This is a genomic window from Streptomyces sp. NPDC029164 (assembly GCF_055563995.1).
Window position 1 is genome coordinate 24,099 of record NZ_JBVHWW010000018.1, and the last position, 23,127, is coordinate 47,225.

The 23,127-nt window shown below is 71.5% G+C and carries 21 protein-coding genes, 1 tRNA gene and 1 pseudogene; 11 read left to right on the forward strand and 12 right to left on the reverse strand.

Annotated features, from left to right (window positions below; all coding sequences use genetic code 11):
* The first annotated feature begins 3 nt into the window (after positions 1-3).
* Complete coding sequence (locus tag ACZ4VT_RS18710; protein ID WP_467950950.1) at positions 4-1,050, forward strand: ABC transporter ATP-binding protein; 1,047 nt, start codon at positions 4-6, stop codon at positions 1,048-1,050.
* Positions 1,047-1,763, forward strand: a complete 717-nt coding sequence (locus ACZ4VT_RS18715; RefSeq protein WP_362814624.1) for an ABC transporter ATP-binding protein — start codon at positions 1,047-1,049, stop codon at positions 1,761-1,763. Before ACZ4VT_RS18710 ends, ACZ4VT_RS18715 begins: the two co-directional genes overlap by 4 nt.
* A 69-nt stretch (positions 1,764-1,832) precedes the next feature.
* On the opposite strand, the gene ACZ4VT_RS18720 is transcribed toward ACZ4VT_RS18715, so the two are convergent.
* Positions 1,833-2,459, reverse strand: coding sequence for an ANTAR domain-containing response regulator (locus tag ACZ4VT_RS18720; RefSeq protein WP_467951126.1), 627 nt, complete (start codon positions 2,457-2,459; stop codon positions 1,833-1,835).
* 127 nt (positions 2,460-2,586) lie between these two features.
* Here ACZ4VT_RS18720 and ACZ4VT_RS18725 point away from each other — a divergent pair.
* The 4 genes from ACZ4VT_RS18725 to ACZ4VT_RS18740 all read left to right on the forward strand — a co-directional run bounded on the left by ACZ4VT_RS18725 (position 2,587) and on the right by ACZ4VT_RS18740 (position 4,397).
* A tRNA-Leu gene (locus ACZ4VT_RS18725) sits at positions 2,587-2,659 on the forward strand.
* Positions 2,660-2,758: 99 nt separating this feature from the next.
* A complete protein-coding gene (locus tag ACZ4VT_RS18730) occupies positions 2,759-3,535 on the forward strand; it encodes a helix-turn-helix domain-containing protein (protein ID WP_467950952.1) in 777 nt (258 codons plus the stop codon).
* Between the two features lie 30 nt (positions 3,536-3,565).
* Positions 3,566-4,096, forward strand: a complete 531-nt coding sequence (locus tag ACZ4VT_RS18735) for a GNAT family N-acetyltransferase (RefSeq protein WP_467950953.1) — start codon at positions 3,566-3,568, stop codon at positions 4,094-4,096.
* 49 nt (positions 4,097-4,145) lie between these two features.
* Positions 4,146-4,397, forward strand: a complete 252-nt coding sequence (locus ACZ4VT_RS18740) for an EF-hand domain-containing protein (RefSeq protein ID WP_467950955.1) — start codon at positions 4,146-4,148, stop codon at positions 4,395-4,397.
* 99 nt (positions 4,398-4,496) lie between these two features.
* Here the strand turns inward: ACZ4VT_RS18740 and pyk are convergent, their stop codons facing one another.
* Positions 4,497-5,924 carry a pyruvate kinase gene (gene pyk / locus ACZ4VT_RS18745; RefSeq protein WP_467950957.1) on the reverse strand — a complete coding sequence of 476 codons (1,428 nt, stop codon included), beginning with the start codon at positions 5,922-5,924 and terminating at the stop codon, positions 4,497-4,499.
* A gap of 146 nt (positions 5,925-6,070) precedes the next feature.
* Positions 6,071-6,772: an SIMPL domain-containing protein gene (locus ACZ4VT_RS18750; RefSeq protein ID WP_467950959.1), complete on the reverse strand. Its 702-nt coding sequence runs from the start codon at positions 6,770-6,772 to the stop codon at positions 6,071-6,073.
* A gap of 127 nt (positions 6,773-6,899) precedes the next feature.
* On the opposite strand from ACZ4VT_RS18750, the gene ACZ4VT_RS18755 reads away from it, so the two are divergent.
* Positions 6,900-8,705, forward strand: coding sequence for a bifunctional metallophosphatase/5'-nucleotidase (locus ACZ4VT_RS18755; protein ID WP_467950960.1), 1,806 nt, complete (start codon positions 6,900-6,902; stop codon positions 8,703-8,705).
* On the opposite strand, the gene ACZ4VT_RS18760 is transcribed toward ACZ4VT_RS18755, so the two are convergent.
* From ACZ4VT_RS18760 to ACZ4VT_RS18780, 5 genes are all read right to left on the reverse strand, one after another.
* The gene (locus ACZ4VT_RS18760) at positions 8,611-9,387 is read right to left on the reverse strand and encodes a DUF1963 domain-containing protein (protein ID WP_467950962.1); all 777 of its coding nucleotides are present in this window, start codon (positions 9,385-9,387) and stop codon (positions 8,611-8,613) included. The two genes, ACZ4VT_RS18755 and ACZ4VT_RS18760, sit on opposite strands and share 95 nt — an antisense overlap.
* Positions 9,388-9,431: 44 nt before the next feature.
* Positions 9,432-10,841, reverse strand: a complete 1,410-nt coding sequence (locus ACZ4VT_RS18765; RefSeq protein ID WP_467950964.1) for a lysine N(6)-hydroxylase/L-ornithine N(5)-oxygenase family protein — start codon at positions 10,839-10,841, stop codon at positions 9,432-9,434.
* Positions 10,838-12,238: a pyridoxal phosphate-dependent decarboxylase family protein gene (locus tag ACZ4VT_RS18770; RefSeq protein WP_467950966.1), complete on the reverse strand. Its 1,401-nt coding sequence runs from the start codon at positions 12,236-12,238 to the stop codon at positions 10,838-10,840. The genes ACZ4VT_RS18765 and ACZ4VT_RS18770 overlap by 4 nt, the downstream gene beginning before the upstream one ends.
* A gap of 208 nt (positions 12,239-12,446) precedes the next feature.
* The gene (gene pepN / locus ACZ4VT_RS18775) at positions 12,447-14,975 is read right to left on the reverse strand and encodes an aminopeptidase N (RefSeq protein WP_467950967.1); all 2,529 of its coding nucleotides are present in this window, start codon (positions 14,973-14,975) and stop codon (positions 12,447-12,449) included.
* A gap of 145 nt (positions 14,976-15,120) precedes the next feature.
* Positions 15,121-15,486: a chorismate mutase gene (locus tag ACZ4VT_RS18780; protein WP_234323432.1), complete on the reverse strand. Its 366-nt coding sequence runs from the start codon at positions 15,484-15,486 to the stop codon at positions 15,121-15,123.
* Between the two features lie 158 nt (positions 15,487-15,644).
* On the opposite strand from ACZ4VT_RS18780, the gene ACZ4VT_RS18785 reads away from it, so the two are divergent.
* Both ACZ4VT_RS18785 and ACZ4VT_RS18790 read left to right on the forward strand, forming a co-directional pair.
* Entirely contained in the window at positions 15,645-16,064 is a 420-nt protein-coding gene (locus ACZ4VT_RS18785) for a hypothetical protein (protein ID WP_467950969.1), read from the forward strand.
* On the forward strand, positions 16,061-16,453 hold the full coding sequence (locus ACZ4VT_RS18790) for a winged helix-turn-helix domain-containing protein (RefSeq protein WP_467950971.1): 393 nt from the start codon (positions 16,061-16,063) through the stop codon (positions 16,451-16,453). The genes ACZ4VT_RS18785 and ACZ4VT_RS18790 overlap by 4 nt, the downstream gene beginning before the upstream one ends.
* Positions 16,454-17,331: 878 nt before the next feature.
* Here the strand turns inward: ACZ4VT_RS18790 and ACZ4VT_RS18795 are convergent.
* A pseudogene (locus ACZ4VT_RS18795) lies at positions 17,332-17,671 on the reverse strand (response regulator); the annotation flags it as partial.
* Positions 17,672-17,876: 205 nt separating this feature from the next.
* Positions 17,877-18,629: a S1 family peptidase gene (locus ACZ4VT_RS18800; protein WP_467951128.1), complete on the reverse strand. Its 753-nt coding sequence runs from the start codon at positions 18,627-18,629 to the stop codon at positions 17,877-17,879.
* A gap of 173 nt (positions 18,630-18,802) precedes the next feature.
* On the opposite strand from ACZ4VT_RS18800, the gene ACZ4VT_RS18805 reads away from it, so the two are divergent.
* Both ACZ4VT_RS18805 and ACZ4VT_RS18810 read left to right on the forward strand, forming a co-directional pair.
* Positions 18,803-19,711, forward strand: coding sequence for a hypothetical protein (locus tag ACZ4VT_RS18805; protein ID WP_467950973.1), 909 nt, complete (start codon positions 18,803-18,805; stop codon positions 19,709-19,711).
* Positions 19,712-19,845: 134 nt separating this feature from the next.
* Positions 19,846-20,529: an HAD family acid phosphatase gene (locus tag ACZ4VT_RS18810; RefSeq protein WP_467950974.1), complete on the forward strand. Its 684-nt coding sequence runs from the start codon at positions 19,846-19,848 to the stop codon at positions 20,527-20,529.
* 492 nt (positions 20,530-21,021) lie between these two features.
* Here ACZ4VT_RS18810 and ACZ4VT_RS18815 read toward each other — a convergent pair whose 3' ends face one another.
* Together ACZ4VT_RS18815 and ACZ4VT_RS18820 are read right to left on the reverse strand one after the other, a co-directional pair.
* Complete coding sequence (locus ACZ4VT_RS18815) at positions 21,022-22,284, reverse strand: Gfo/Idh/MocA family protein (RefSeq protein ID WP_467950976.1); 1,263 nt, start codon at positions 22,282-22,284, stop codon at positions 21,022-21,024.
* Between the two features lie 367 nt (positions 22,285-22,651).
* The gene (locus tag ACZ4VT_RS18820) at positions 22,652-23,095 is read right to left on the reverse strand and encodes a VOC family protein (RefSeq protein ID WP_467950977.1); all 444 of its coding nucleotides are present in this window, start codon (positions 23,093-23,095) and stop codon (positions 22,652-22,654) included.
* Positions 23,096-23,127 lie beyond the last annotated feature (32 nt).

Genomic DNA, 23,127 nt, shown 5'->3' on the forward strand with positions numbered 1-23,127 from the left:
GCCATGACGAACATCGCGACCATCACGGACACCACCACCAAGACCACGGTTCTCGAAGCCAAGGGCGTCACCATGCGCTTCGGCGGCCTCACCGCCGTCAAGGGCGTCGACCTCCAGGTCAACGCGGGCGAGATCGTCGGACTCATCGGCCCCAACGGCGCCGGCAAGACCACCTTCTTCAACTGCCTCACCGGGCTGTACGTCCCCACCGAGGGCTCCGTCAGCTACAAGGGCACGGTCCTGCCTCCCAAGCCCCACAAGGTCACCGAGGCCGGCATCGCCCGCACCTTCCAGAACATCCGGCTCTTCCACAACATGACCGTGCTGGAGAACGTCCTCGTCGGACGCCACACCCGCACGAAGGAAGGCCTCTGGTCCGCCCTGCTGCGCGGCCCCGGCTTCAAGAAGGCCGAAGCCGCCAGCGAAGCGCGCGCCATGGAACTCCTGGAGTTCATCGGCCTGGAGAACAAGGCCCAGCACCTGGCCAAGAACCTCCCGTACGGCGAGCAGCGCAAGCTGGAGATCGCCCGCGCCCTCGCCAGCGACCCCGGTCTCATCCTCCTGGACGAGCCCACCGCCGGCATGAACCCGCAGGAAACCCGCGCTGCCGAAGAGCTCATCTTCGCCATCCGCGACATGGGCATCGCCGTCCTCGTCATCGAGCACGACATGCGCTTCATCTTCAACCTCTGCGACCGCGTCGCCTGCCTCGTCCAGGGCGAGAAGCTCATCGAGGGCACCGCCGCCGAGGTCCAGGGCGACGAGCGCGTCATCGCCGCCTACCTCGGCGAGCCCTTCGAGGGCGACCCGGGCGCCGCGGAGGTCGCCGAGGTCGAGGCGGCGGAAGCCGCCGCGGAGACCCAGGCCGCCACCGAGCCGGAGCCGGAGGCCGAGGCGGATCCCGAGGCCGCCGCCGAGCCTGAGGCCGCCGAGCCCGAGCCCGAGGCGGAAGCCGAGCCGGAGGCCGAGGCCGACGCGGAGTCCACGGACACCGACGCCGACTCGGACAGCACCACCCGCACCACCAGCACGGAAGGAGAGGCCAAGTGACCGCACTGCTCAAGGTCGAGGACCTCAAGGTCGCCTACGGCAAGATCGAAGCCGTCAAGGGAATCTCCTTCGAGGTCAACGAAGGCGAGATCGTCTGCCTCGTCGGCACCAACGGCGCCGGCAAGACGACCACCCTGCGCACCCTCTCCGGGCTCATCAAGCCCAAGAGCGGCAGCGTCACCTTCGACGGCAAGCCCCTCGCCAGCGTCCCCGCTCACAAGATCGTCTCCCTGGGCCTCGCCCACTCCCCCGAGGGACGCCACATCTTCCCCCGGCTGACGATCGCCGAGAACCTCCAGCTCGGTGCCTTCCTGCGCACCGACAAGGAGGGCATCGAGAAGGACATCCAGCGCGCCTACGAGATGTTCCCCATCCTGGGTGAGCGTCGCAAGCAGGCCGCCGGCACCCTCTCGGGCGGTGAGCAGCAGATGCTCGCCATGGGCCGCGCGCTCATGTCCCAGCCCAAGCTGCTCATGCTGGACGAGCCCTCCATGGGTCTGTCCCCGCTGATGATGCAGAAGATCATGGCGACCATCAAGGAGCTCAAGGCCGCGGGCATGACGATCCTGCTCGTCGAGCAGAACGCCCAGGCGGCGCTCTCGCTCGCCGACCAGGCGCACGTCATGGAGATCGGCAAGGTCGTTCTCTCCGGCACCGGCCGGGACCTCCTCCACAACGAGGACGTCCGCAAGGCCTACCTCGGCGAGGACTGAGCCGTCCTGTACGCGTGAGGCCCGCCTCCCCTCGGGGGGAGGCGGGCCTCACGCATGCGCGGGGCGGACCTACGTGCCGCTGTCCTTCTTCTTCGCCTCGGCGTCCTCGATGACCACCTCGGCGACCTGCTGCATGGACATCCGGCGGTCCATGGAGGACTTCTGGATCCAGCGGAACGCGGCCGGCTCCGTGAGCCCGTACTGCGTCTGCAGGATGCTCTTCGCCCGGTCCACCAGCTTGCGGGTCTCCAGCCGCTGGGAGAGGTCCGCGACCTCCTGCTCCAGCGCGCGCAGCTCCGCGAAGCGGGAGACGGCCATCTCGATGGCGGGCACCACGTCGCTCTTGCTGAACGGCTTCACGAGGTACGCCATGGCCCCGGCGTCCCGGGCCCGCTCGACGAGGTCGCGCTGCGAGAACGCGGTGAGCATGAGCACGGGGGCGATGGACTCCTCCGCGATCTTCTCGGCGGCGGAGATCCCGTCCAGGACGGGCATCTTCACGTCGAGGATCACCAGGTCGGGCCGGTGCTCACGCGCGAGCTCGACGGCCGTCTGCCCGTCCCCGGCCTCGCCGACGACGGAGTACCCCTCCTCCTCCAGCATCTCTTTCAGGTCGAGACGGATGAGCGCCTCGTCCTCGGCGATGACGACGCGGGTCGTCAGCGGCGGAACGTGCGACTGGTCGGCGTCGGGCATGGGCGTCGACTCGTGCTCGGCGGTCACGGGGGGCTCCTTGTTGCAAGGCGATTCAGCTCCCCCGAGCCTACCTAGCTCCTGTATGTTTGTGACACGGAGGGTCTTCGGTATCCTTCGTTTCGAAGGGGCCCCGGTAGCCCAGCGGTAGAGGCGATGGATTCAAAACCCATTCAGCGTCGGTTCGAATCCGACCCGGGGTACTTCTCCTTCAATTTCAAGGTCTCCAAGCGATTCCTGCGATCTTCACTCGTCACAGTGAACGAAACTTCGAATTACGGCCAACCAGACGAATAACGGCGATGCTCCCGGACGTGGAGCACAATCCCGCGATACGCGAAGAAGCAGTCCTTCTGTTACGCCGAGGCGTGACCAACAGAGTCGTGGCCGAGCATTTGGGCGTCCCTCGAGGCACCGTCGGCTTGTGGCGGCACGAGGACCGCAAACACCGCGGCGAGGCCTACACGCAGCCGACTGACTGCCCGCAGTGCACGGGCCGGGAGATTGACCGGTCCGCGTATGCCTACCTCCTGGGCCTCTACCTCGGCGACGGCCACATCGTCTCGAAGTACAAGCAGCACCACCTGTCCATCTTCTGCGACGCGTCGCGGCCAGGGCTCATCGAGGCCGCCGCAGAAGCGATGCATCTCGTCATGCCTCAGCCCAAAGTGGGACGAAGGCAGCGGCAGGGCTGCGTCGAGGTCAAGTCGTACACCTGGCACTGGACGTGCCTGTTCCCGCAGCACGGGCCCGGCAAGAAGCACGAGCGGCGGATCGTCCTCGAAGGCTGGCAGCAGGAGATCGTCGACTCGCACCCCTGGGAGTTCCTCCGGGGGCTGATCCACTCCGACGGGTGTCGGGTCACCAACTGGACCGTGCGGAACGGCAAGCGCTACGAGTACCCGCGGTACTTCTTCACCAACAAGTCGGACGACATCCGGAAGCTGTGCACGGACACGCTCACCAGGGTCGGCGTCCGGTGGACGGTCCTGGCCCGGGGCAGCGACCCGTTCAACGTGTCCATCGCACGGAAGGAGTCCGTGGCCCTCATGGACGCCCACATCGGGCCCAAGCACTGAGGCACGGCACCACTGCCTAGGCTGCCTGGCGTGAACGACACGACACATGGCATACGGATCAGGCCGGGCGGCCCGGACGACGTGGTGGACATTCTCCGGATGCTCGACTCCGCGGTGGCCTGGATGAACGCGCGGGGCAATACCGAGCAGTGGGGCACGACGCCCTATTCGCAGCGGCCCGGCGGGGTGGCCCGCGTCGAGCGGTACACGACCGAGAACGCGCCCTACGTCGCGGAGTTGGACGGGGCGCCGGTCGGGGCCCTGGTGCTGGACTCCGGGCCCAGCCCGCAGATGCCGATCGCGCCGGCCGGGGAGCCGGAGCGGTACGTACGGCTGCTGGTCTCGGACCGGGGGCACGCGGGGCTGGGGATCGGGGCCGCGCTGCTGGCCCACGCCGCGGAGGAGACCCGGCGGGCGGGCGTGGAGCTGTTGCGGGTGGACTGCTGGGCGGGTGGCGGGGGCGAGCTGGTTGCGTTTTACGAGCGGAACGGCTTCGCTCCCACCGAGAGCTTCCTGTCCGAGGACTGGCCTGGCCAGGTGCTGGCCCGGCGGGTCGGCTGAGTCCCCGAGTCAGGTTGAGGTCAAGGTCGTTCGATGAAGGGAAACCGTGATGAGTGAGAAGGCCCGCAGGCTGTTCGACGCGCTCGATCTGAACGAGGACGGCCGGCTGACCCGGGTGGAAGTGATCTCGGCCATGCGGTCGAAGGGGCCGACGCTGGCCGCACGGGGGGAGCTGCCGTTCTGGGGCCTGGGCGATACGGACGCCTCGTCGGCCCTGTTCGATGCGGCCGACGCGAACGGGGACGAGGTGTTGACCTTCGAGGAGTTCGCGGCCGTGGTCGATCGGCGCTTCGGCTGGTAGCGCCGGGTGCGGGTGACCGCGTCGGGCCGGTGGGAGCCGCCCGACGCGGTGCGTCTCATACGTGTGGTGCTGGAGCCGCGGCTGCCGCGGCGGGCGGGTTCAGCGGACCGCGTCGCCGATGTGGTGGATGCGGACGAGGTTGGTGGAGCCGCTGACGCCGGGGGGCGAGCCGGCGGTGATGACGACGGTGTCGCCGGGGACGCAGCGGCCGATCCGCAGGAGCTCCTCCTCGACCTGGGCCACCATGGCGTCGGTGGAGTCGACGTGGGGGCCGAGGAAGGTTTCCACGCCCCAGGTGAGGTTGAGCTGGGAGCGGGTGGCGGGGTCGGGGGTGAAGGCGAGGAGCGGGATGGGTGAGCGGTAGCGGGAGAGCCGGCGCACGGTGTCCCCGCTCTGCGTGAAGGCGACCAGGAACTTGGCGTCGAGGAAGTCGCCCATCTCGGCGGCCGCGCGGGCGACCGCTCCGCCCTGCGTGCGGGGCTTGTTGCGGTCGGTCAGGGGCGGCAGGCCCTTGACGAGGATGTCCTCTTCGGCCGCTTCGACGATGCGGGACATGGTCCGCACGGTCTCGACGGGGTACTTGCCGACGCTGGTCTCGCCGGACAGCATGACGGCGTCCGTTCCGTCGATGACGGCGTTGGCGACGTCGGAGGCTTCGGCGCGGGTGGGCCGGGAGTTCTCGATCATCGAGTCGAGCATCTGGGTCGCGACGATGACGGGCTTGGCGTTGCGTTTGGCGAGCTTGACGGCCCGCTTCTGGACGATCGGCACCTGTTCCAGGGGCATTTCGACGCCGAGGTCGCCGCGGGCGACCATGATGCCGTCGAAGGCGGCGACGATGTCGTCGATGTTCTGGACGGCCTGGGGCTTCTCGATCTTGGCGATGACGGGGAGGCGGCGGTCCTCCTCGTCCATGACGCGGTGCACGTCTTCGATGTCGCGGCCGCTGCGCACGAAGGAGAGGGCGATGACGTCGGCGCCGATGCGCAGGGCCCAGCGGAGGTCTTCGATGTCCTTCTCGGACAGGGCGGGGACGGAGACGGCCACGCCCGGGAGGTTGAGGCCCTTGTGGTCGGAGACCATGCCGCCTTCGATGACCCGGGTGTGGACGCGGGGTCCGTCGACCGCGGTGACTTCGAGGGTGACGCGGCCGTCGTCGACGAGGATGCGTTCACCCGTGGTGACGTCGGTGGCGAGTCCTTTGTAGGTGGTGCCGCAGGTGTGGCGGTCGCCCTCGTGGTCTTCGACGGTGATGGTGAACTCGTCGCCGCGTTCAAGGAGTACGGGTCCTTCGCGGAAGCGGCCGAGGCGGATCTTCGGGCCTTGAAGGTCGGCGAGGATGCCGACGCTGCGGCCGGTCTCGTCGGAGGCCTTGCGTACGCGCTGGTAACGCTCCTCGTGTTCGGCGTAGGTGCCGTGGCTGAGGTTGAGGCGGGCGATGTCCATTCCGGCTTCGACCAGGGCTTTGATCTGGTCGTATGAGTCGGTGGCGGGGCCCAGGGTACATACGATTTTCGCTCGGCGCATGAGGCGAGCGTATTCCCCTACCAGAGAGTAGGTAATCGCTTCCGGGTGTCCACTCAACAACCTTTGAGCAAAAGGTTGTTGACAACTGTTGAATGTGCATGGGGGTGCTCTGATGAGCACCCCCGAGGTGCCGGTTTCCGGGTTCTTCAGAGCCGCGGAGGGGTCATCGTGAAGCGGGCGTTCACCTGGGCGTGGACGGTCTGGCGCTGCGGTTCGAGGTCGAGCGGCGGGGGGCCGGCGTCCTCGGCGGCGCTGAAGGCCATGGTGCGCATTCCGGCGCCGGCGGGCACGGGGTAGGGGTTGGCGTCCTCGGCGCCGAGGTCCGCGAGCTCGACGAGGGCGGCGAGCCCGGCACCGAGCGCCTCGGCGTATTCGCGGGCGCGCTGGACGGCTTCGAGCACGGCCTGGCGGCGGGCCTGGCCGTGGGCCGGAGAGGTGGGCCGCAGGGACCACCAGGGGCCGTCGACCTGGGTGAGTTCGAGGTCGGCGAGGCGGGTGGTGAGTTCGCCGAGGGCGGTGAAGTCGCTTACCTCGGCGGTGATGTGCACACGGCCGTGGTAGGCGCGGACGCGTTCGGCGCGGCCGTGGCGGGTGAGTTCGGGGGTGATGGAGAAGGCGCCGGTTTCGAGCTTCTCGACGGGGTCGCCGTAGCTCTTGATGAGGTCGAGCACCGTGTTGTTGCGCCGGGTGAGGTCTTCGAGTGCGGAGCGCCGGTCGGCGCCACGGGCACTGACGGTGATGCCGATCCGGGCGATCTCGGGGTCGACTTCGATGCGGGCTTCGCCGCGGACGGCGACGCGGGGTACTTCGGGGGTGCCGTAGGGCTGGTGCGATGCGTCCTGGGTCATGGATTCACTCTCGCACTGTCGCCCGTAGGGGGTGGTCACCGGATCGAAACCTGGCGGGGGTGTTGCAGCTTGTTACCGGTGGGCCAGAATCTACGCGCGTTGTTCACGCCTCAAAAGGGGAGATGGCATGGCGTTCGACCGCAGGACTTTTCTGGGGACCACGGCCGCGACAGGTGCGGCCGTCGCGCTGGCGGGGGCCACGAGCACCCCGGCCGCCGCGCAGCAGCAGCAGGATGTGAAGGGCCCGGCGCCGCGGACGTACGCGTTCACGGTGATGGGCACGACCGACTTGCACGGGAACGTCTTCAACTGGGACTACTTCACGGACAAGGAGTTCGACGACAAGGCGCACAACGACGTCGGCCTGGCGAAGATCTCCACCCTGGTCAACCAGGTGCGGGCGGAGAAGGGGCGGCGCAACACGCTGCTGATCGATGCCGGTGACACGATCCAGGGCACGCAGCTGTCCTACTACTACGCCAAGGTGGACCCGATCACCGCGCGGCGGGGCCCGGTGCACCCGATGGCGCAGGCGATGAACGCGATCGGCTACGACGCGGCGGCGTTGGGGAACCACGAGTTCAATTACGGGATACCGGTGCTGCGGAAGTTCGAGGAGCAGTGCGACTTCCCGCTCCTCGGGGCGAACGCCCTGGACGCGAAGACGCTGCGGCCGGCGTTCGCGCCGTACAGCATGCACAAGCTGCGGACGCCCTGCGGGCGGGACGTGAAGGTGGCGGTGCTGGGGCTGACGAACCCGGGCATCGCGATCTGGGACAAGGCCAATGTGCAGGGGAAGATGACGTTCCCCGGGCTGGAGGAGCAGGCGGCGAAGTACGTGCCGAAGCTCCGTTCCATGGGCGCCGACGTGGTGATCGTGTCGGCGCACTCGGGGTCGAGCGGCACGTCCTCGTACGGGGACCAGCTGCCCCACATCGAGAACGCGGCCGGGCTGGTGGCGGAGCAGGTGCCGGGGATCGACGCGATCCTGGTGGGGCACGCGCACACGGAGATCCCCGAGTACCGGGTGAAGAACAAGGCGACCGGCAAGGACGTGGTGCTGTCGGAGCCGTTGAAGTGGGGGCAGCGGCTGACGCTGTTCGACTTCGAGCTGACGTGGGCGAAGGGCCGCTGGTCGGTGGCGAAGGTCGCGGCGAAGGTGCTGAACTCCAACACGGTGACGGAGGACCCGAAGATCACGGGGCTGCTGTCGGACGAGCACCGCAAGGTCGTGGCGTACGTCAACCAGGTGATCGGCACGTCCACGCAGGCGATGTCCTCGGCGGACGGCCCGGTCAAGGACGTGGCGATCATCGATCTGATCAACCACGTGCAGGCGGAGACGGTGAAGGAGGCGCTGGCGGGTACGGAGTGGGCGGCGCTTGCGGTGCTGTCGCAGGCCTCGTGCTTCTCGCGGACGGCGGCGATCCCGGCCGGTCAGGTGACGATCAAGGACGCGGCGGGGCTGTACCCGTTCGAGAACACGATGGAGGCGCGGCTGCTGACGGGCGCGCAGCTGAAGGACTACCTGGAGTACTCGGCGCGGTACTTCGTGCGGACGGCGCCGGGTGACGCGGTGGATCCGGCGAAGCTGACGAACGCCGACAGCATCCCGGACTACAACTACGACGCCGTGTACGGGCTGGCGTACGACATCGACATCGCGCAGCCCGCGGGTTCGCGGATCACGGGGCTGACCTTCCAGGGGAAGGCGGTGGATCCGGCGGCGCGGTTCGTGTTCGCGGTGAACAACTACCGGGCTTCGGGCGGCGGGAACTTCCCGCACGTGGCGCAGGCCAAGCAGCTGTGGTCGAACTCGGACGAGATCCGTAACACGATCATCCAGTGGGTGAAGGCGAAGGGGACGGTCGACCCGGCGCGGTTCGCCTCAGTGGACTGGCGGTTGACGCGGGCCGGTGTGCCGGTGTTCTAGTCCGTTCGGGGGCGGTGCGGCGGCCGGGACCTGCTGGAGCGCGGTCCCGGCCGCTGTGCGTGGGGGCGGGCCGCGGCCGTCGGCCGGTGGGTCGGCACTGCCAGAGGAATGCCGCGCGGCCGCAGGGCGTGCAGGTGTGTGCGTAGGCCCGGCCGGAACCGAAGTTCATGGCGGTCACCGGGTCGGGGCCTTCCCTCAGCTCGGCGGCGAAGTCCATCGGCCGTGCGCTGGCGGGGCAGTCCGGTGTCTCGTCGTACTGGAGCCAGTCGGGTGTGCCGCCGAGCCGGCCCAGGACCGTCGCGGTGGCGGGCGCCGTGGGGGCGGGGACCGCGGCGCGGACGGCTGCGAGTCCGAGGAGTTCCGGATCCGCCCCTTCGGGGGCCCGTACGGGGTCCAGGCGGTCGGCGGGGAGGAGCAGGGCGAGGTTGCCGCCCGCGGTGGGGCTCCATTGCGCGCACCGGCCGGGGCGGTTCGCGCACATGAAGAGGGCCAGTACGCCCGGGGTGGGGGCGGTGTGGCCGGGGAGGTCGCCGAGGTGGATCTGGGCGAGGAACTGCAGGGGTGCGGCACATGCGGCGCAGGTCGGCCATGCGGTGCCGGTGGGGGCCAGGGGTGTGCCGCCGGTACGGGTCACGGGGGCGTCCGGGACGACCGGCCCGCCGTCGAGGAGGAACGTCGTCATGCCGGGAATGTATGCGCGGCGGTGCGGCGGGCTGGGCGGTGGGGTCAGGGGTGTTCGACCAGGGGGAGCAGTTCGCCCGCGGGCCGGGGGCGGGTGTGCTCCCGCTGTTCGAGGCCGAAGGTGGTGAAGGCGGTCCGCGCGGGCTGGGGGTAGGGGTCCTTGCCGGTGAGGGTGTTCAGGATGGCGGCGCTGCGCCAGGCGGCGAGGCCGAGGTCCGGGGCTCCTACGCCGTGGGTGTGCCGTTCGCCGTTCTGGACGAAGATGCTGCCGCTGACGGTGGGGTCGAGGATCATCCGGTAGCGCTCGTCGATGCGGGGGCGGCCGGCGGAGTCCTTGCGCAGGTAGGGGTCGAGGCCTGCGAGGAGGCCGCCGAGGGGGCGTTCCCGGTAGCCGGTGGCGAGGACGACGGCGTCGGTGGTGAGGCGGGAGCGGGTGCCCTGCTCGACGTGTTCGAGGTGGAGTTCGACCTTGGTGGTGGCGACGCGGCCGGCGGTGCGGACGCTCACGCCGGGGGTGAGGACGGCGTCGGGCCAGCCGCCATGGAGGGTGCGGCGGTAGAGCTCCTGGTGGATGGCGGCGATGGTGTCGGCGTCGATGCCCTTGTGGAGCTGCCATTGGGCGGGGACGAGCTGGTTGCGTACGGGTTCGGGGAGGGAGTGGAAGTAGCGGGTGTAGTCGGGGGTGAAGTGTTCGAGGCCGAGCTTCGAGTACTCCATGGGGGCGAAGGACGGGGTCCGGGCGAGCCAGGTGAGGCGTTCGCGGCCGGTGGGGCGGGCGCGGAGGAGGTCGAGGAAGACCTCGGCGCCGGACTGGCCCGATCCGATGACGGTGACGTGGTCGGCGCCGAGGATGCGTTGGCGGTTGTCGAGGTAGTCGGCGGAGTGGATGACGGGGACGGTCGGGGCTTCGGCGAGGGGGCGCAGGGGTTCGGGGACGTAGGGGGCGGTGCCGATGCCGAGGGCGAGGTGGCGGCTGTAGGTGCGGCCGAGGGCCTCGACTTCGCCGCCGGCGTCGAGCTGGGTGAAGTCGACTTCGAAGAGGTCGCGTTCGGGGTTCCAGCGGACGGCGTCGACTTGGTGGCCGAAGTGGAGTCCGGGGACGCGGCCGGCGACCCAGCGGCAGTAGGCGTCGTATTCGGCGCGGTGGATGTGGAACTGCTCGGCGAAGTAGAAGGGGAAGAGCCGTTCCTTGTGCCTGAGGTAGCTGAGGAAGCTCCAGGGGCTGGTGGGATCGGCGAGGGTGACGAGGTCGGCGAGGAAGGGGACTTGGAGGGTGGCTCCTTCGATGAGGAGTCCCGGGTGCCAGCGGAAGTCGCGGCGCTGGTCGTAGAAGGCGGTGGCGAGTTCGCCTGCGCCCTGCTGCGGCAGGCCGTGGGCGAGGGCCGCGAGGGACAGGTTGAAGGGGCCGATGCCGATTCCGACGAGGTCGTGGGGGGCATCGAGCTGGGCGGTCATCGGTGGGTGCTGCCTTCCAGGAGGGCGATGAGGGTGTCCATGTCCCCCGCGGTGGTGTGCGGGTTGAGCAGCGTGGCCTTGAGCCACAGGCGGCCGTCGGCGTGGGTGCGGCCGAGGACGGCGCGGCCTTCGTGCAGGAGGGTGCGGCGCAGGGTGGCGAGCTGGTCGTCGTCGGCGTGGGTGGGCCGGAAGAGGACGGTGGTGAGGGTGGGGACGGAGTGGAGTTCGAAGCCGGGGTGGGCGTCGAGGAGTCCGGCGAGGTCCTGGGCGAGTTCGCAGGTGCGGTCGATCAGGCGGGCGAGGCCGTCACGGCCCAGTGAGCGCAGGGTGGTGGCGATCTTGAGTGCGTCGGGGCGCCGGGTGGTGCGCAGGGAGCGGCCGAGCAGGTCGGGCAGGCCTGCTTCGGTGTCGTCGGTGGCGTTGAGGTAGTCGGCCTGGTGGGCGAGGGGGGCGAGCAGGGTCCGGTCGGGGACGACGAGGAGTCCTGCGGCGACGGGCTGCCACCCGAGTTTGTGCAGGTCGACGGTGAGGGAGCGGGCGCGGTCGAGGCCGGCGAGCTTGTCGCGGTGGCGGGGGCTGAGGGCGAGGAGGCCCCCGTACGCGGCGTCGACGTGGAGGTCGGCGCCGTACCGGTCGCAGAGGTCGGCGATGCGGTGGAGGGGGTCGATGAGTCCGGCGTCGGTGGTGCCGGCGGTGGCGGTGACGAGGGTGGGGCCGGGGGTGGCGGCGAGGGCTTCGGCGAGGCGGGCGGGGTCGAGGACGCCGGCGGGGGTGGGGAGTTCGGTGGCCGGGCGGAGGCCGAGGAGCCAGGCGGCGCGCGGGATCGAGTGGTGGGCGTTGGCTCCGTGGAGGACGGTCAGGGCGGGGCCGTGGCGTTCGCGGGCGAGGAGCAGGGCGAGTTGGTTGGCTTCGGTGCCGCCGGTGGTGACGAGGGCGTCGGCGTGGGGGGTGTCGTAGAACTCGGCGGCGAGGGCCCGGGTGAGGAGGGCTTCGACGGCGGAGGCGGCGGGGGCCTGGTCCCAGGAGTCGAGGGACGGGTTGAGGGCGCTGGCGGCGAGGTCGGCGGCGGCCGCGACGGCGAGCGGCGGGCAGTGCAGGTGGGCCGCGCAGAGGGGGTCGGCGGGGTCGGCGGCGCCTGCGGCGAGGGTGTGCACGAGGGTGCGGAGCGCTTCGTGGTCGCCGGTTCCGTGTGCGGGCAGTACGTCGCCCAGTGCGGCCCGGACGCGGGCGGCCTGCGCCTCGGGCCCGCCGGCGGGCAGCGGGCCTCCGCGGTCCCGGGCTCCGGCCCGCAGGGCGTCGAGGACGGTGTCCAGGAGGGGCCGCAGCGCCGCGGGGCCGGCGGCTCCGCCGGCGAGCGGGGGCGGTGTGCCAGTGCCTGAGCCGGGCGGCGCGGTCATCGGTCCTCCGGTGCTGGGAGGGGTGCGGGGCGGGGCACCCTGCCAGTACAACGATCCGACCCGAATGGGGTAACCGCCGGGGTTTGTCCGGTGTTTCCGGTGAGAGTCGAAGACCCGGGGCTCCGCCCCGGACCCCGCTCCTCGAACTCCCGAGGGGCGGAAAGCACGGGGCGGAGTCTGCGGGGTCCGGCAGGGCCGGGCGGGCCGGTCAGGCGGTGCGGACGCGGAGGGCGCGGGTGAGGTCGTCGAGCTGGTCGACGAGTTTGCGGCGCAGGAGGGGGAGGATGTCCGAGTCGGCGAGGCAGGCGTGGCCGGCCTGGAGGTTGGCTTCGTCGATGGCGTAGGCGGGGAAGGCCCAGCGGCCGGCGGCTTCGCCGATGGCGGGGCCGCGGCGGGCGCCGAGGGCGACGGCGTCGGGGTAGTAGCGGGTGACGTACTCCTCGACGAGGTCGGCCTGTTCGGGCTGCCAGAAGCCCTGGGCGGTGGCGCTGAAGAGGTAGTTGGACAGGCTGTCGTCGTGGAAGAGCCGGTCCCAGGCTGCGGCCTTGGCCTCGCGGGTGGGGAGGGAGGCGCGGCAGCGGGCCGCGCCTTCCTGGCCGGTGGCGCTGGGGTCGGCGGCGAGGGCGGCGTCGATGTCGCTCTCCTCGACGGCGCCGAGGACGGCGAGGCGGGCGAGGATGCGCCAGCGCAGCTCGGGGTCGAGCGCGGGGCCGCCGGGGACGGTGTCGTCGGCGAGCCAGGCGTCGATCGTGTCGGGCCGGGTGGCGCTGTCGATGAGGGTGCGTACGGCGGTGAGCCGCAGGCCGGGGTCCGAGCCGTCCTCGGTGCGGCGGATCAGGTCGCGGGCGATGGTGGTGAGGGTGGCCAGGGCGGCGGTCCGCTCCTCGGGGGCGACGTAGCGCACGGCGACCTGGGTGCGGGCGAAGGAGAGCACGCCCTGGACGATGGCCAGGTCGCGTTCCTCCGGCAGGTGCGCCTCGGCGGTCAGCAGGTAGTCCCGCGGGTCCAGTTCGCCGTCGCGGACCATGTCGCGCAGGGCGTTCCAGACGACGGCGCGGGTGAGGGCGTCGGGGATGCCGGACAGGCCGTGCAGGACCGTTTCGAGGGAGGTTGCGTCGAGCCGGACCTTGGCGTAGGTGAAGTCCCCGTCGTTGAGGAGGAGCAGCGCGGGGCGGGCGCCGCTCACCGAGACGACCTCGTCGGAGGGGATGTCGAGGGCGAGGGGCTCGCGGGGCTCCAGGGTGCGGCCGTCGGCGGGGTCGCGGTCGTAGACGCCGACGGTGATGTGGTGCGGGCGGCTGCCGCGGCGGTCGACGGTGAGGGTCCAGCCGGCGGCTCCGTCGGCGCCGTGGGCGGCTTCCTCGATGCGTGGGGTGAGGGTGTCGATGCCGGTGGTGCGCAGCCAGATGTCGGCCCAGGCGCGGACGTCGCGTTCGGTGTGGGCGGCGAGGGAGTCGATGAAGTCGGCGAGGGAGGCGTTGGCGAACTTGTGGCGGGCGAAGTGGGTGTTGATGCCGGCCAGGAAGTCCTTCTCGCCGAGCCAGGCGACGAGCTGACGCAGGGCGGAGGCGCCCTTGGCGTAGGAGATGCCGTCGAAGTTGAGGAGGGCGGAGGCGGTGTCGGGGACGTCGTCGGGGGCGGGGGCGACGGGGTGGGTGGAGGGCCGCTGGTCGGCGTCGTAGCCCCAGGGCTTGCGGGTGACGCCGAAGTCGGTCCAGGTGTCGGTGAAGCGGGTGGCTTCGGTGAGGGTCTGGTAGCCCATGTACTCGGCGAAGGACTCGTTGAGCCAGATGTCGTCGAACCAGGCGAGGGTGACGAGGTCGCCGAACCACATGTGGGCCATCTCGTGGGCGATGACCATGGCCCGCGACTGGCGTTCGGTGTCGGTGACGGCGGAGCGGTAGATGAACTCGTCGCGGAAGGTGACGAGTCCGGGGTTCTCCATGGCGCCGGCGTTGAACTCGGGTACGAAGGCCTGGTCGTACGAGTCGAAGGGGTACGGCTCGCTGAACTTCTCCTGGTACCGGTCGAAGCAGTCCTTGGTGATGGACAGGATCTCGTCGGCGTCGGCGTCCATGTGGGGTGCGAGGGACCGGCGGCAGTGGATGCCGAAGGGGAGACCGGCGTGTTCGGTCGTCACGCTGTGCCAGGGGCCGGCGGCGACGGCGGCGAGGTAGGTGGAGATGACGGGCGTGGGGGCGGACTGCCAGATGCCGGCGCCGTCCGTGTCGCGGTCGGCGAGGCGGGTGGTGAGGCCGTTGGCGAGGACGGTCCAGTGTGCGGGGGCGGTGACGGTGAACTCGAAGACGGCCTTGAGGTCGGGCTGGTCGAAGGCCGGGAAGACCCGCTGCACGTCGTCCATGAACATCTGGCTGTAGAGGTACGTCTCCCCGTCCGCGGGGTCGGTGAAGCGGTGCAGGCCCTCACCGGTGCGGGAGTAGCGCATGCGGGTGTCGAGGCGCAGCTCGTGGGGGCCCTGGGCGAGGCCGGTGAGCGGGAGGCGGTTGTCCTCCAGGGCGGCCGGGTCGAGGGGGCTTCCGTCGAGGGTGACGGAGCGCAGCTCCTGCGGCTTCAGCTCGACGAAGGTGTCACCGGCGGTGCGGGCGGTGAACCGGATGACGGTGGTCGAGTCGAAGGTTTCGTCGTCGTCGCCGGTGAGGTCGAGGGTGACGGCGTAGTGGTGGACGTCGAGGAGGCGGGCTCGGAGCTGCGCTTCGGTGCGCGTCAGTGCGGACATGGGGCCATGCTGCCCCAGCGGGCGGCGGAGCTCGATCTTCCGGTTCCGTCCTCTGGTTCCGTCTTCCGGTTCCGTCCTCTGGTTCCGTCCTCTGGTTCCGTCCTCCGGTTCCGCCTTCCGCTGCGCGGCCGCTGCTTCCGGGCGGCTACTCCTCGCCTGCGGCGATCGTCTCGTGGTGGCGGATGACCTCGGCGATGATGAAGTTGAGGAGCTTCTCGGCGAAGGCGGGGTCGAGCTTGGCGTTCTCGGCGAGCTGGCGCAGCCGGGCGATCTGGCTGGCCTCGCGGCCCGGGTCGGCGGGCGGCAGCTGGTGCCGGGCCTTGAGGTGGCCGACCTGCTGGGTGCACTTGAAGCGTTCGGCGAGCATGTGGACCACGGCCGCGTCGATGTTGTCGATGCTGTCCCGCAGGCGGGCGAGTTCGGCGGTGACGCTCTCGTCGATGCCGCCGGCGGCGCCCTTGCCGGTGCCCGCGCCCGGGCCCGCGCCGTTGTCGAGGTCGCTGATGTTCATGGTTCCCGAGAATACGTGGCGGCGGCCGGTGAGTCTCCGGGCAGTCGGTCTGTGAGACGGGGGTGGGCGGCGGGTGCGCCCGGGCCTGCCTGTTACTTGCCAAAGTGGAAAGTAGTCGCCATATTGGAAATTGACTGATGTTCGATCAAGGGGGAGTCATGGGCGAGGCAGTGGAGGCGGCCGGGGCACTGGGCCGGGCGGCCGGGATGGAGAAGGCGGCCCGGGCGCGGAGCGGCTGGTACGCGCGTTACCTGTGGGCCTTCGCCGCCGGGCAGCTGGTGCTCGTACCGCTGGCCGTACTGGGGCGCGGGCCGGTCGCGGTGACACTGATGGGGGTGATCAACGTGCTGCTCGTGAGCGGGCTGAGCCTGTACGCGGCGCGGCAGCGGGTGGTGCGTCGGGGGTTCGGGGTGAAGCACGGGGTGCTGGTGGGGTCCTGGGCGGTGGTCTTCGCCCTGATGGTCGTGCTCGGCACCACGGTGGTCGGCCGCAGCGTGCCGTTCGCGGCGGGGGCCGCGCTGGCGTGCGCGCTGCCGCTCGCGCTGGGGGCGTGGTCCGAGATGCGGGGTGCGGCATGACGGGCGAGGAGACGAGCGCCGGGGCGGGCGGGGCCGCCGGGGTGGCCGGGGCGGCCGGGGCGGCCGGGGCGGCCGGGGCGGCCGGGGCGAAGCGGGCCGGTCATCCGCGGCACGACCTCGCGCCGCTGCTCAACGCGCCCGTACGGCTGTCGGTGGTGGCGGCCCTGGAGCCGCTGGACAAGGCCGAGTTCGGATTCGTACGGGACCTGGTCGAGGTCACGGACTCGGCGCTGTCCAAGCAGGTCGCGGCGCTGGAGGAGGCGGGCTGGGTCTCGGTCCGCAAGGGGCGCGTCGGGCGCCGCCCGCGCACCTGGCTCTCGCTGACCCCCGAGGGCCGGACCGTCTACCAGCGCCACCTCGCCGCGCTGCGTGCGATCGCACTGGGCTAGGCCCGTTCGCTGGGCGCCGACCTCGGGCCGACTGCGCCGGGGCCGGTCGGCTGCGCCGCTCGGGCCGGGGTGCGGTGGGGGCCGGTTGTGCCGGGGCCGGGCTCCGGTTGGCTGCGCCGCTCGGGCCGGGGGTACGAGGGGGCCGGTTGTGCCGGGGCCGGGCGCGCGCCGGGGTGTCTCCTCGGGCGCCGAACGTGACGAGGGGTCGGAGAGATCGGCCTTGTTGTGTTCGGCGCCCTGCGGGGACACCCCGACACACACCCGACCCCGTCCCAACCGGCCCGGCTGCTACCCCAGCCCCTGCGACCCCTCGGCACCATCCAGCTCGCCGCACAAATTCAGCCCCGCCGGCGTTTGAGGCGCGGGGTGCGGGGCGGAGCCCCGATCCTTGGGCCGCACCGTCCAACCCCGCCGCACCACTCCAGCCTCCGCCACACCATCCAGCCTCGCCGCACCCAATTCAGCCCCGCCGGCGTTTGAGGCGCGGGGTCCGGGGCGGAGCCCCGATCCTTGGGCCGCACCGTCCAACCCCGCCGCACCACTCCAGCCTCCGCTACTCCTTCCAGCTTCGCCGCACAAATTCAGCCTCGCCGGCGTTTGAGGCGCGGGGTCCGGGGCGGAGCCCCGATCTTTGAGCCGCACCGTTCGGCCTTGCCGCCACACCATCCAGCCTCGCCGGCGTTTGAGGCGCGGGTTCGGGCGGAGCCCGGCGGGGTGCCAGGGGCTCCGCGCCTCACGCGCCCAAGGTGCTGGCGGGCCCGCACGCAGGCCTTTGCGCCGCTGAAGCGAGCACACCGGCGCCAGAAGCCCCGCCCGGAGCGCGCGCTGGGCGGGCCTCGGCCGAGGGGGCGGTGGGCTGCTCGGGTGCGGCGTCACGCCGTGTTGGCGGGCGGGACGAGGGAGTCGCCGACGGCCGCCGCGCGGACCGCTTCAACCAGCATGGCCGGGCCGGCGTCCTTCAGGAGGAAGCCGGATGCTCCGCCGTGGAGCGTACTCGTCGAGGTCGAAGGTGGTGACGATGACGAGGTGCGGGGTGTCGCTGCCGGACAGGCGCCGGATTACTTCCAGGCCGTCCGTCTTCGGCATGCGGATGTCGAGGAGGAGGACGTCGGGGCGGTGCCCGGCGACGACCTCGATGTCCGGCCGGCTTCCGAGGATCATCCGGAATCCGGTTCTGGCCATGTCCTGGTCGTCCGCGATGACCCCTCTGATCGCCATGCGCCACCTGCCCCGCTCTCGTCCGCCGCTGCCGCCTCCGGTTGCTCCCCATGGGGCCGGTGCGGGCGCCGGCCCGCAACCGCACGGCGGACCGCCGGGGGGCTCGTGCGGTGCTCCGACCGACCTTGCGGACGGGCGGGGCGGGGCGCCTCGTCCTTCCGGCCGGATCGCTCCGTGCGCGCCCGGCCGAAAGGACGAGGGGGTGCTACATGCTCGCCGCGGCGCTCTTGATCGCGGCGGCGAAGGTGGAGACCTCGGTGTAGACGCCCGGGTAGTCGGGGCGGGCGCAGCCTTCGCCCCAGCTGACTATGCCGACCTGGATCCAGGCGTTGGTGTTGTCGCGGCGGAACATCGGGCCGCCGGAGTCGCCCTGACAGGTGTCGACGCCGCCCTGGTCGAAGCCGGCGCAGATCTCCTCGCCGGGGATCAGGGAGCTGCCGTACGAGGCCTGGCAGCTGGCGTCGGAGACGAAGGGGACGTTGGCTTTCATGAGGTAGCGCTGCTGGCCGCCGCCCTCGCGGGTGGCGCCCCAGCCGGCGACGGTGAAGGTGCCGTTGTCGTACTGCTTGGTCTCGGCGATCTTGAGGGTGGGCAGGTTGATGGGCTTGGCGAGCTTGATCAGGGCCCAGTCCTTGCCGCTGCCGTTGTAGCCGGGGGCGCGCAGGACCTTGGTGGACTTGACCTTGATGGCGCTGGAGCTGTTGAGGTCGACGACTCCGGCGGTGGCGGTGATGGAGGTGTTGTTGCCGGAGCCGTTCACGCAGTGGGCGGCGGTGAGGACGATCTGCTGGGTGTAGAGGGCGCCGCCGCAGCCCATGGAGAGGCGCACCATGAAGGGGAACTCGCCCTGCGCGGCGCGGGTGCCGCCGACGACGGGGGCCGTGCCGGCCGAGGCGGAGCCGGGCTGGAGGCTGACGGCCGCGAGGGCGACGGCTCCGACGGCGAGGCTGCGCTTCATGAACTGCACAAGGGTGGTCACAGTCAACACACTGCCTTTCGTGGGGGGTTGGGCCGTGCGTGTCATCGGGTGAATGACGGGTCCATGACACATCAGAGATATGGGCGCCATCAAGAACGCATTTTCGGCCAATCATCCGTTCGAACGGCAGGGATTGCGGCGAAGGGGACGCGATGACGCAGAACGGCGGGCCGGGAGGTCCGATCAAGCACGGATTTCCGCATCTGACGACGGTGCGGGCCTCGATCACCGCGCTCTTCCGGCGCCTGTCGGCCGACGGCATCGGCGCCTACGCCGCGAGCGTCGCGCCCGCCGACGCCGCCTTCGACGCCGCCGACGACCTGCACCTGGGCGCGCAGCGGGTGGCCTCGGCGATGGTGCGCGCCCTCCGGCTGCCCGACGCGCGCATGGTGGTCGCCTTCCGGCCGATGGAGCAGGCGGCCACCGTGGAACTGGCCGCGGGCCCCGAGTACTTCGTCGAGGTCAGCGACCGCTTCCGCATCCACCGCCGGGACCTGGCGGCGGCCCTGTCCCACGAGGTCACCCACGTCCTGCTGCACCGGCTCGGCCTGCGCTTCCCCGGCGCCGAGGAGAACGAGATCCTCACCGACACCGCCGCCGTCTACCTCGGGGCGGGCTGGCTGCTGCTCGACGCCTACCGCGAGGACGCGCTCACCCACCAGAAGTTCGGCTACCTCACCCCGGAGGAGTTCGGCTACGTCCTCGCCAAGCGGGCCGCCGTGTTCGGCGAGGACCCGTCCACCTGGTTCACCAGCCCGCAGGCGTACGAGGCGTACGTGCGCGGGCGCACGCAGGCCGAGCGGGACCACCGGCGGCCTCCGCTGGCGGCCGCGGGCCCGCTGGCGCGGCGGCGGTACGCGAAGGCGCGGCGCACCGGAATGGCCCCGGCGCAGGGACCCGCGGACGGACCGGGGTACCGCTTCGAGCGCGATGACTCCGGACCCGGGCCGCGGGTGAGCTTCCCCTGCCCGGTCTGCGGGCAGCGGCTGCGGCTGCCGGTGCGCGGGCGGCTCCGGGCCCGGTGCGGCCTGTGCCGCACCGTCCTCGACTGCGAGACCTAGCACCAGGGGACATCCGGACGATCTTCATTCACCGGTCGGCCACGAAAAGTTTCTTACCGGCCAGTAGACATGGGGGCGGATCTCGCCAAGTCTGGTCGCGTACACGTCAATTCGTGACCGAGGAGCGCCCCCACATGCGCAGCACCCGCCGCACCCGTATGTCCCGTACCGCCGCCGCCGGCGTGGCCGCAGCAGCCACCGTCATGACGCTGGTCCCGGCCGCCGCCGCCGAGGCGACCCCCGCCGCCGCGCCGGCGCCGGCGCCCGCGTCCGTCTCCGTGTCCGCCTCCGCTCCCGGTGGCAACGCGGCGATCCTCGGCATCGACTACGCCACCTGGCAGCGGGACGTGGCCGCCGCCGTCGACGCGGCCCGCCCCGGCATCGAGCAGCGCATCGCCGCCTCGCCCGCCGGCGAGAAGCCGGCCCTCGTCCTCGACATCGACAACACCTCGCTGGAGACGGACTTCCACTGGTTCTGGACCTTCCCGACCCCGGCGATCGCCAAGGTCCGCGACCTGACCCGGTACGCGAACGCCCACGGGGTCGCCGTCTTCTTCGTCACCGCCCGCCCGGGGATCATCCACTCCCTCACCGAGCGCAACCTCAAGGCCGTCGGCTACCCGGTCTCGGGGCTCTACGTCCGTGACCTGCCCGACCTGTTCGACGAGGTGAGCGCCTACAAGACGGGCAAGCGCGCGGAGATCGAGGCCCGCGGCTACACGATCATCGCCAACATCGGCAACAGCCCGACCGACCTCGTCGGCGGTCACGCCGAACGCACCGTCAAGCTGCCGGACTACAACGGCAAGCTGTCCTGACCCGAGGGTTTCCCGCCCGAGGGTTCGAGCGCCGCGGCGATGGCGTTGACCGCCGCCCAGCCGAAGGCCATCGCCGGGCCGATCGTGGCGCCCGGGCCCGGGTAGGTCGCGGCCGCCACCCGTGAGCGCGGGGTGGCCTGCGACCGGGAGGAGAGCTTCCGGGGCGGCGCCGCTGCGGGGCGCGGGCCGCGCGGTCGCGGCGGTCTCGGTGTCCCGCTGCCGGGGCGAGCGTGAACTGGCCCGGCCGGCACCGGCGGTGGCGGCCTGCGCGCGATCGGTGTGGCGCGAGCTGTACGCGCCGGGCGGGCCGGGCGGGCGGCCGCCGCACGGCCGCGGGACCTGAGCCGGCGGTCTCGGAACAGGCGAGGGACAACATGATGGGCCGGCTGCGGTTCAGCGAGTGGATGTAGCGGGTAGTCATATCCCACCGCACGAAACGAAGACCCGGTCCCGACCCCTCGCCAGGGGGCCGGGCCCGCTTCGTTTGGGCCCCTAGAGCGCGATCGTCACCGGTTCCACCGTGCCGGAGCAGCGGGCCCGTTCGGCGGCCAGGACCGTCAGGTGGCTGGTGAGCGACTCCCGCGGGCCGGACCTGACCAGGCCCGGGTCTCCGGTGGCGATGGCGGCGACGAAGGCGTCCATGAGGCCGGCGTCGCCGCCGCCGTGGCCGCCCGCGGCGTCCATCGTCCCGCCCGGGTCGATGGCGACCTGCTCCTCGGTGCGGGTCAGGAAGTCGTAGACCGTGAGGGTGCGGCCGTCGCCCCGCAGTTCGCCGCGGGTTCCGAAGATCCGGGTGTGGCGGTCCGCCGGCTCGGTGAAGGCGGTCATGGTGAAGGTGGCCGTCGCCCCCGAGTCGAACTCCATCGCCACCACCTGGTGGTCGACGACGTCGTTGTCGCACGCGTACACGCACCGCCCGTAGGGCCCCTCCCGCAGCGCGGTCTCCAGGGCCCGCGGGGTGAACTCGTCGATCAGCACGCTCAGCGGCCAGCGGTGGCGGCCGTCGGCCAGCCGGTCGCCGTACTCGCGTGCCGCGGAGTACGGGCAGTCCGGCTCGACCGCGCAGTCCAGGCAGCGGTCCGCCGCACCCGGCGGCCGGTTCTCGGGCCGGAAGTGCGAGAGGCGGCCGAAGCTGGAGACCCGGACGGGCGGGCGCCCCAGCACGTACTGGAGCCAGTCCAGGTCGTGGCAGGACTTGGCCATCAGCATGGTCGTCGCCTCGTCGGCGCGCCGCCAGTTGCCCCGTACGAACGAGTGGGCCTGGTGCCAGAAGCCCACCGGCTCCAGGTGCTGGACGCTCACGATGGCGCCGATCCGGCCGGAGTCGACGACGTCCTTGAGGGTCCGCGTGTAGGGCGTGTAGCGCAGCACGTGCCCGACGGAGAGGATGACGCCGGCCCGCTCGACGGCGTCGACGATGCGCCGGCACTCGTCCTCCGTGAGGGCCATCGGCTTCTCCAGCATGATGTGGTAGCCGAGCGCGGCGAACGCGAGGACCGGCTCCAGGTGGTCGCGGTCCAGGGTGCAGACGAGCACCGCGTCCGCGATCCGGCCGAGGGCGGCCAGCTCCCGCCAGTCGCCGAGCACGTGGTGGGCGTCGATCCCGTGGGCGGCGGCGAGCCGCTCCCGCCGGGGCGCGCGCGGTTCGGCGACCGCGACGACCCGGGCCCGGTCCGGATGGGCCAGGGCCCATCCGGCGTGGCCGCTCCCCCGGTCCCCCGCCCCGACGACGGCGAGCGTGATGGTGTCGGACATGGGCCCAGCCCCGCTTCCCGAACCGATTGCCGTGCGCAGCAAGCGCTTTCCCCGCAGAAGCTAGCGGCCGCGCGTCCTGCCCGACACCCCCCTTCACCCGTACGTGATCCGCACGGCAGGCCGAGCGGGAGGGCCTGGCAGGCCAGGACGTGGCCCTCGGCCCGGCAGGAGTACGGGGCCGGCAGGCCCACGGCGGGCAGCGCGTCGAGCAGCCGGGTCCCGTCGGGCCAGGGCACGGTGTGCCGGGTCCCGTCGAGTTCCGCCTCGGCGGTGGCCCGGGCCTCGGCGCCGGCCGGGGGCGCGGTCGGCTCCGGAACGGCCTTGAAGACGTCCGCGCCGAGCGAGAAGGGGGCCTGAGCCCGCCCCGTCACCCGCCCGCGCTGGGCGGGGCCGCGACGTTCAGCTGCCAGGAGACGCCGAAGCGGTCGTTCACCCAGCCGAACCGGTGGCTGAATCCGTACGAGCCCAGGGGCATCAGCTCCTGGCCCTGCTCGGCGAGCGCGCCGTAGAGGCGGTCGATCTCGGCCTCGTCCTCGCACTGGACGTACAGCGACACCGCGGGCGTGAAGCCGAACGCGTGCTGGGCGGGGCTGTCGATGCACATGAACTGCTGGCCGGCCAGGGAGAAGGTCGCGTGCCGCACCGTTCCCTCGGGCCCGGCCCCGGGTCCGGTCTCGTCGGGGCCGTAACGGCTGATGGAGAGCACCTGCGCGTCGTCGAAGAGCGAGAGGTAGAAGCCCATGGCTTCCTCGGCTCGCCCCTCGAACATCAGAAACGTGGTGATCTTCTGCGGGGTCGGCGTGACGGCCATCGTCGGATCGTGTCCCTTCGGCTCTTGTCCCG

Excerpts from the sequence above, each read along its gene's own strand:
- ACZ4VT_RS18710 (WP_467950950.1), top strand. The coding sequence starts at position 4 with ATGACGAACATCGCGACCATCACGGACACCACCACCAAGACCACGGTT.
- ACZ4VT_RS18720 (WP_467951126.1), bottom strand. The coding sequence starts at position 2,459 with ATGCCCGACGCCGACCAGTCGCACGTTCCGCCGCTGACGACCCGCGTC.
- ACZ4VT_RS18730 (WP_467950952.1), top strand. The coding sequence starts at position 2,759 with ATGCTCCCGGACGTGGAGCACAATCCCGCGATACGCGAAGAAGCAGTC.
- ACZ4VT_RS18740 (WP_467950955.1), top strand. The coding sequence starts at position 4,146 with ATGAGTGAGAAGGCCCGCAGGCTGTTCGACGCGCTCGATCTGAACGAG.
- pyk (WP_467950957.1), bottom strand. The coding sequence starts at position 5,924 with ATGCGCCGAGCGAAAATCGTATGTACCCTGGGCCCCGCCACCGACTCA.
- ACZ4VT_RS18750 (WP_467950959.1), bottom strand. The coding sequence starts at position 6,772 with ATGACCCAGGACGCATCGCACCAGCCCTACGGCACCCCCGAAGTACCC.
- ACZ4VT_RS18755 (WP_467950960.1), top strand. The coding sequence starts at position 6,900 with ATGGCGTTCGACCGCAGGACTTTTCTGGGGACCACGGCCGCGACAGGT.
- ACZ4VT_RS18760 (WP_467950962.1), bottom strand. The coding sequence starts at position 9,387 with ATGACGACGTTCCTCCTCGACGGCGGGCCGGTCGTCCCGGACGCCCCC.
- ACZ4VT_RS18765 (WP_467950964.1), bottom strand. The coding sequence starts at position 10,841 with ATGACCGCCCAGCTCGATGCCCCCCACGACCTCGTCGGAATCGGCATC.
- ACZ4VT_RS18770 (WP_467950966.1), bottom strand. The coding sequence starts at position 12,238 with ATGACCGCGCCGCCCGGCTCAGGCACTGGCACACCGCCCCCGCTCGCC.
- pepN (WP_467950967.1), bottom strand. The coding sequence starts at position 14,975 with ATGTCCGCACTGACGCGCACCGAAGCGCAGCTCCGAGCCCGCCTCCTC.
- ACZ4VT_RS18780 (WP_234323432.1), bottom strand. The coding sequence starts at position 15,486 with ATGAACATCAGCGACCTCGACAACGGCGCGGGCCCGGGCGCGGGCACC.
- ACZ4VT_RS18785 (WP_467950969.1), top strand. The coding sequence starts at position 15,645 with ATGGGCGAGGCAGTGGAGGCGGCCGGGGCACTGGGCCGGGCGGCCGGG.
- ACZ4VT_RS18790 (WP_467950971.1), top strand. The coding sequence starts at position 16,061 with ATGACGGGCGAGGAGACGAGCGCCGGGGCGGGCGGGGCCGCCGGGGTG.
- ACZ4VT_RS18800 (WP_467951128.1), bottom strand. The coding sequence starts at position 18,629 with ATGAAGCGCAGCCTCGCCGTCGGAGCCGTCGCCCTCGCGGCCGTCAGC.
- ACZ4VT_RS18805 (WP_467950973.1), top strand. The coding sequence starts at position 18,803 with ATGACGCAGAACGGCGGGCCGGGAGGTCCGATCAAGCACGGATTTCCG.
- ACZ4VT_RS18810 (WP_467950974.1), top strand. The coding sequence starts at position 19,846 with ATGCGCAGCACCCGCCGCACCCGTATGTCCCGTACCGCCGCCGCCGGC.
- ACZ4VT_RS18815 (WP_467950976.1), bottom strand. The coding sequence starts at position 22,284 with ATGTCCGACACCATCACGCTCGCCGTCGTCGGGGCGGGGGACCGGGGG.
- ACZ4VT_RS18820 (WP_467950977.1), bottom strand. The coding sequence starts at position 23,095 with ATGGCCGTCACGCCGACCCCGCAGAAGATCACCACGTTTCTGATGTTC.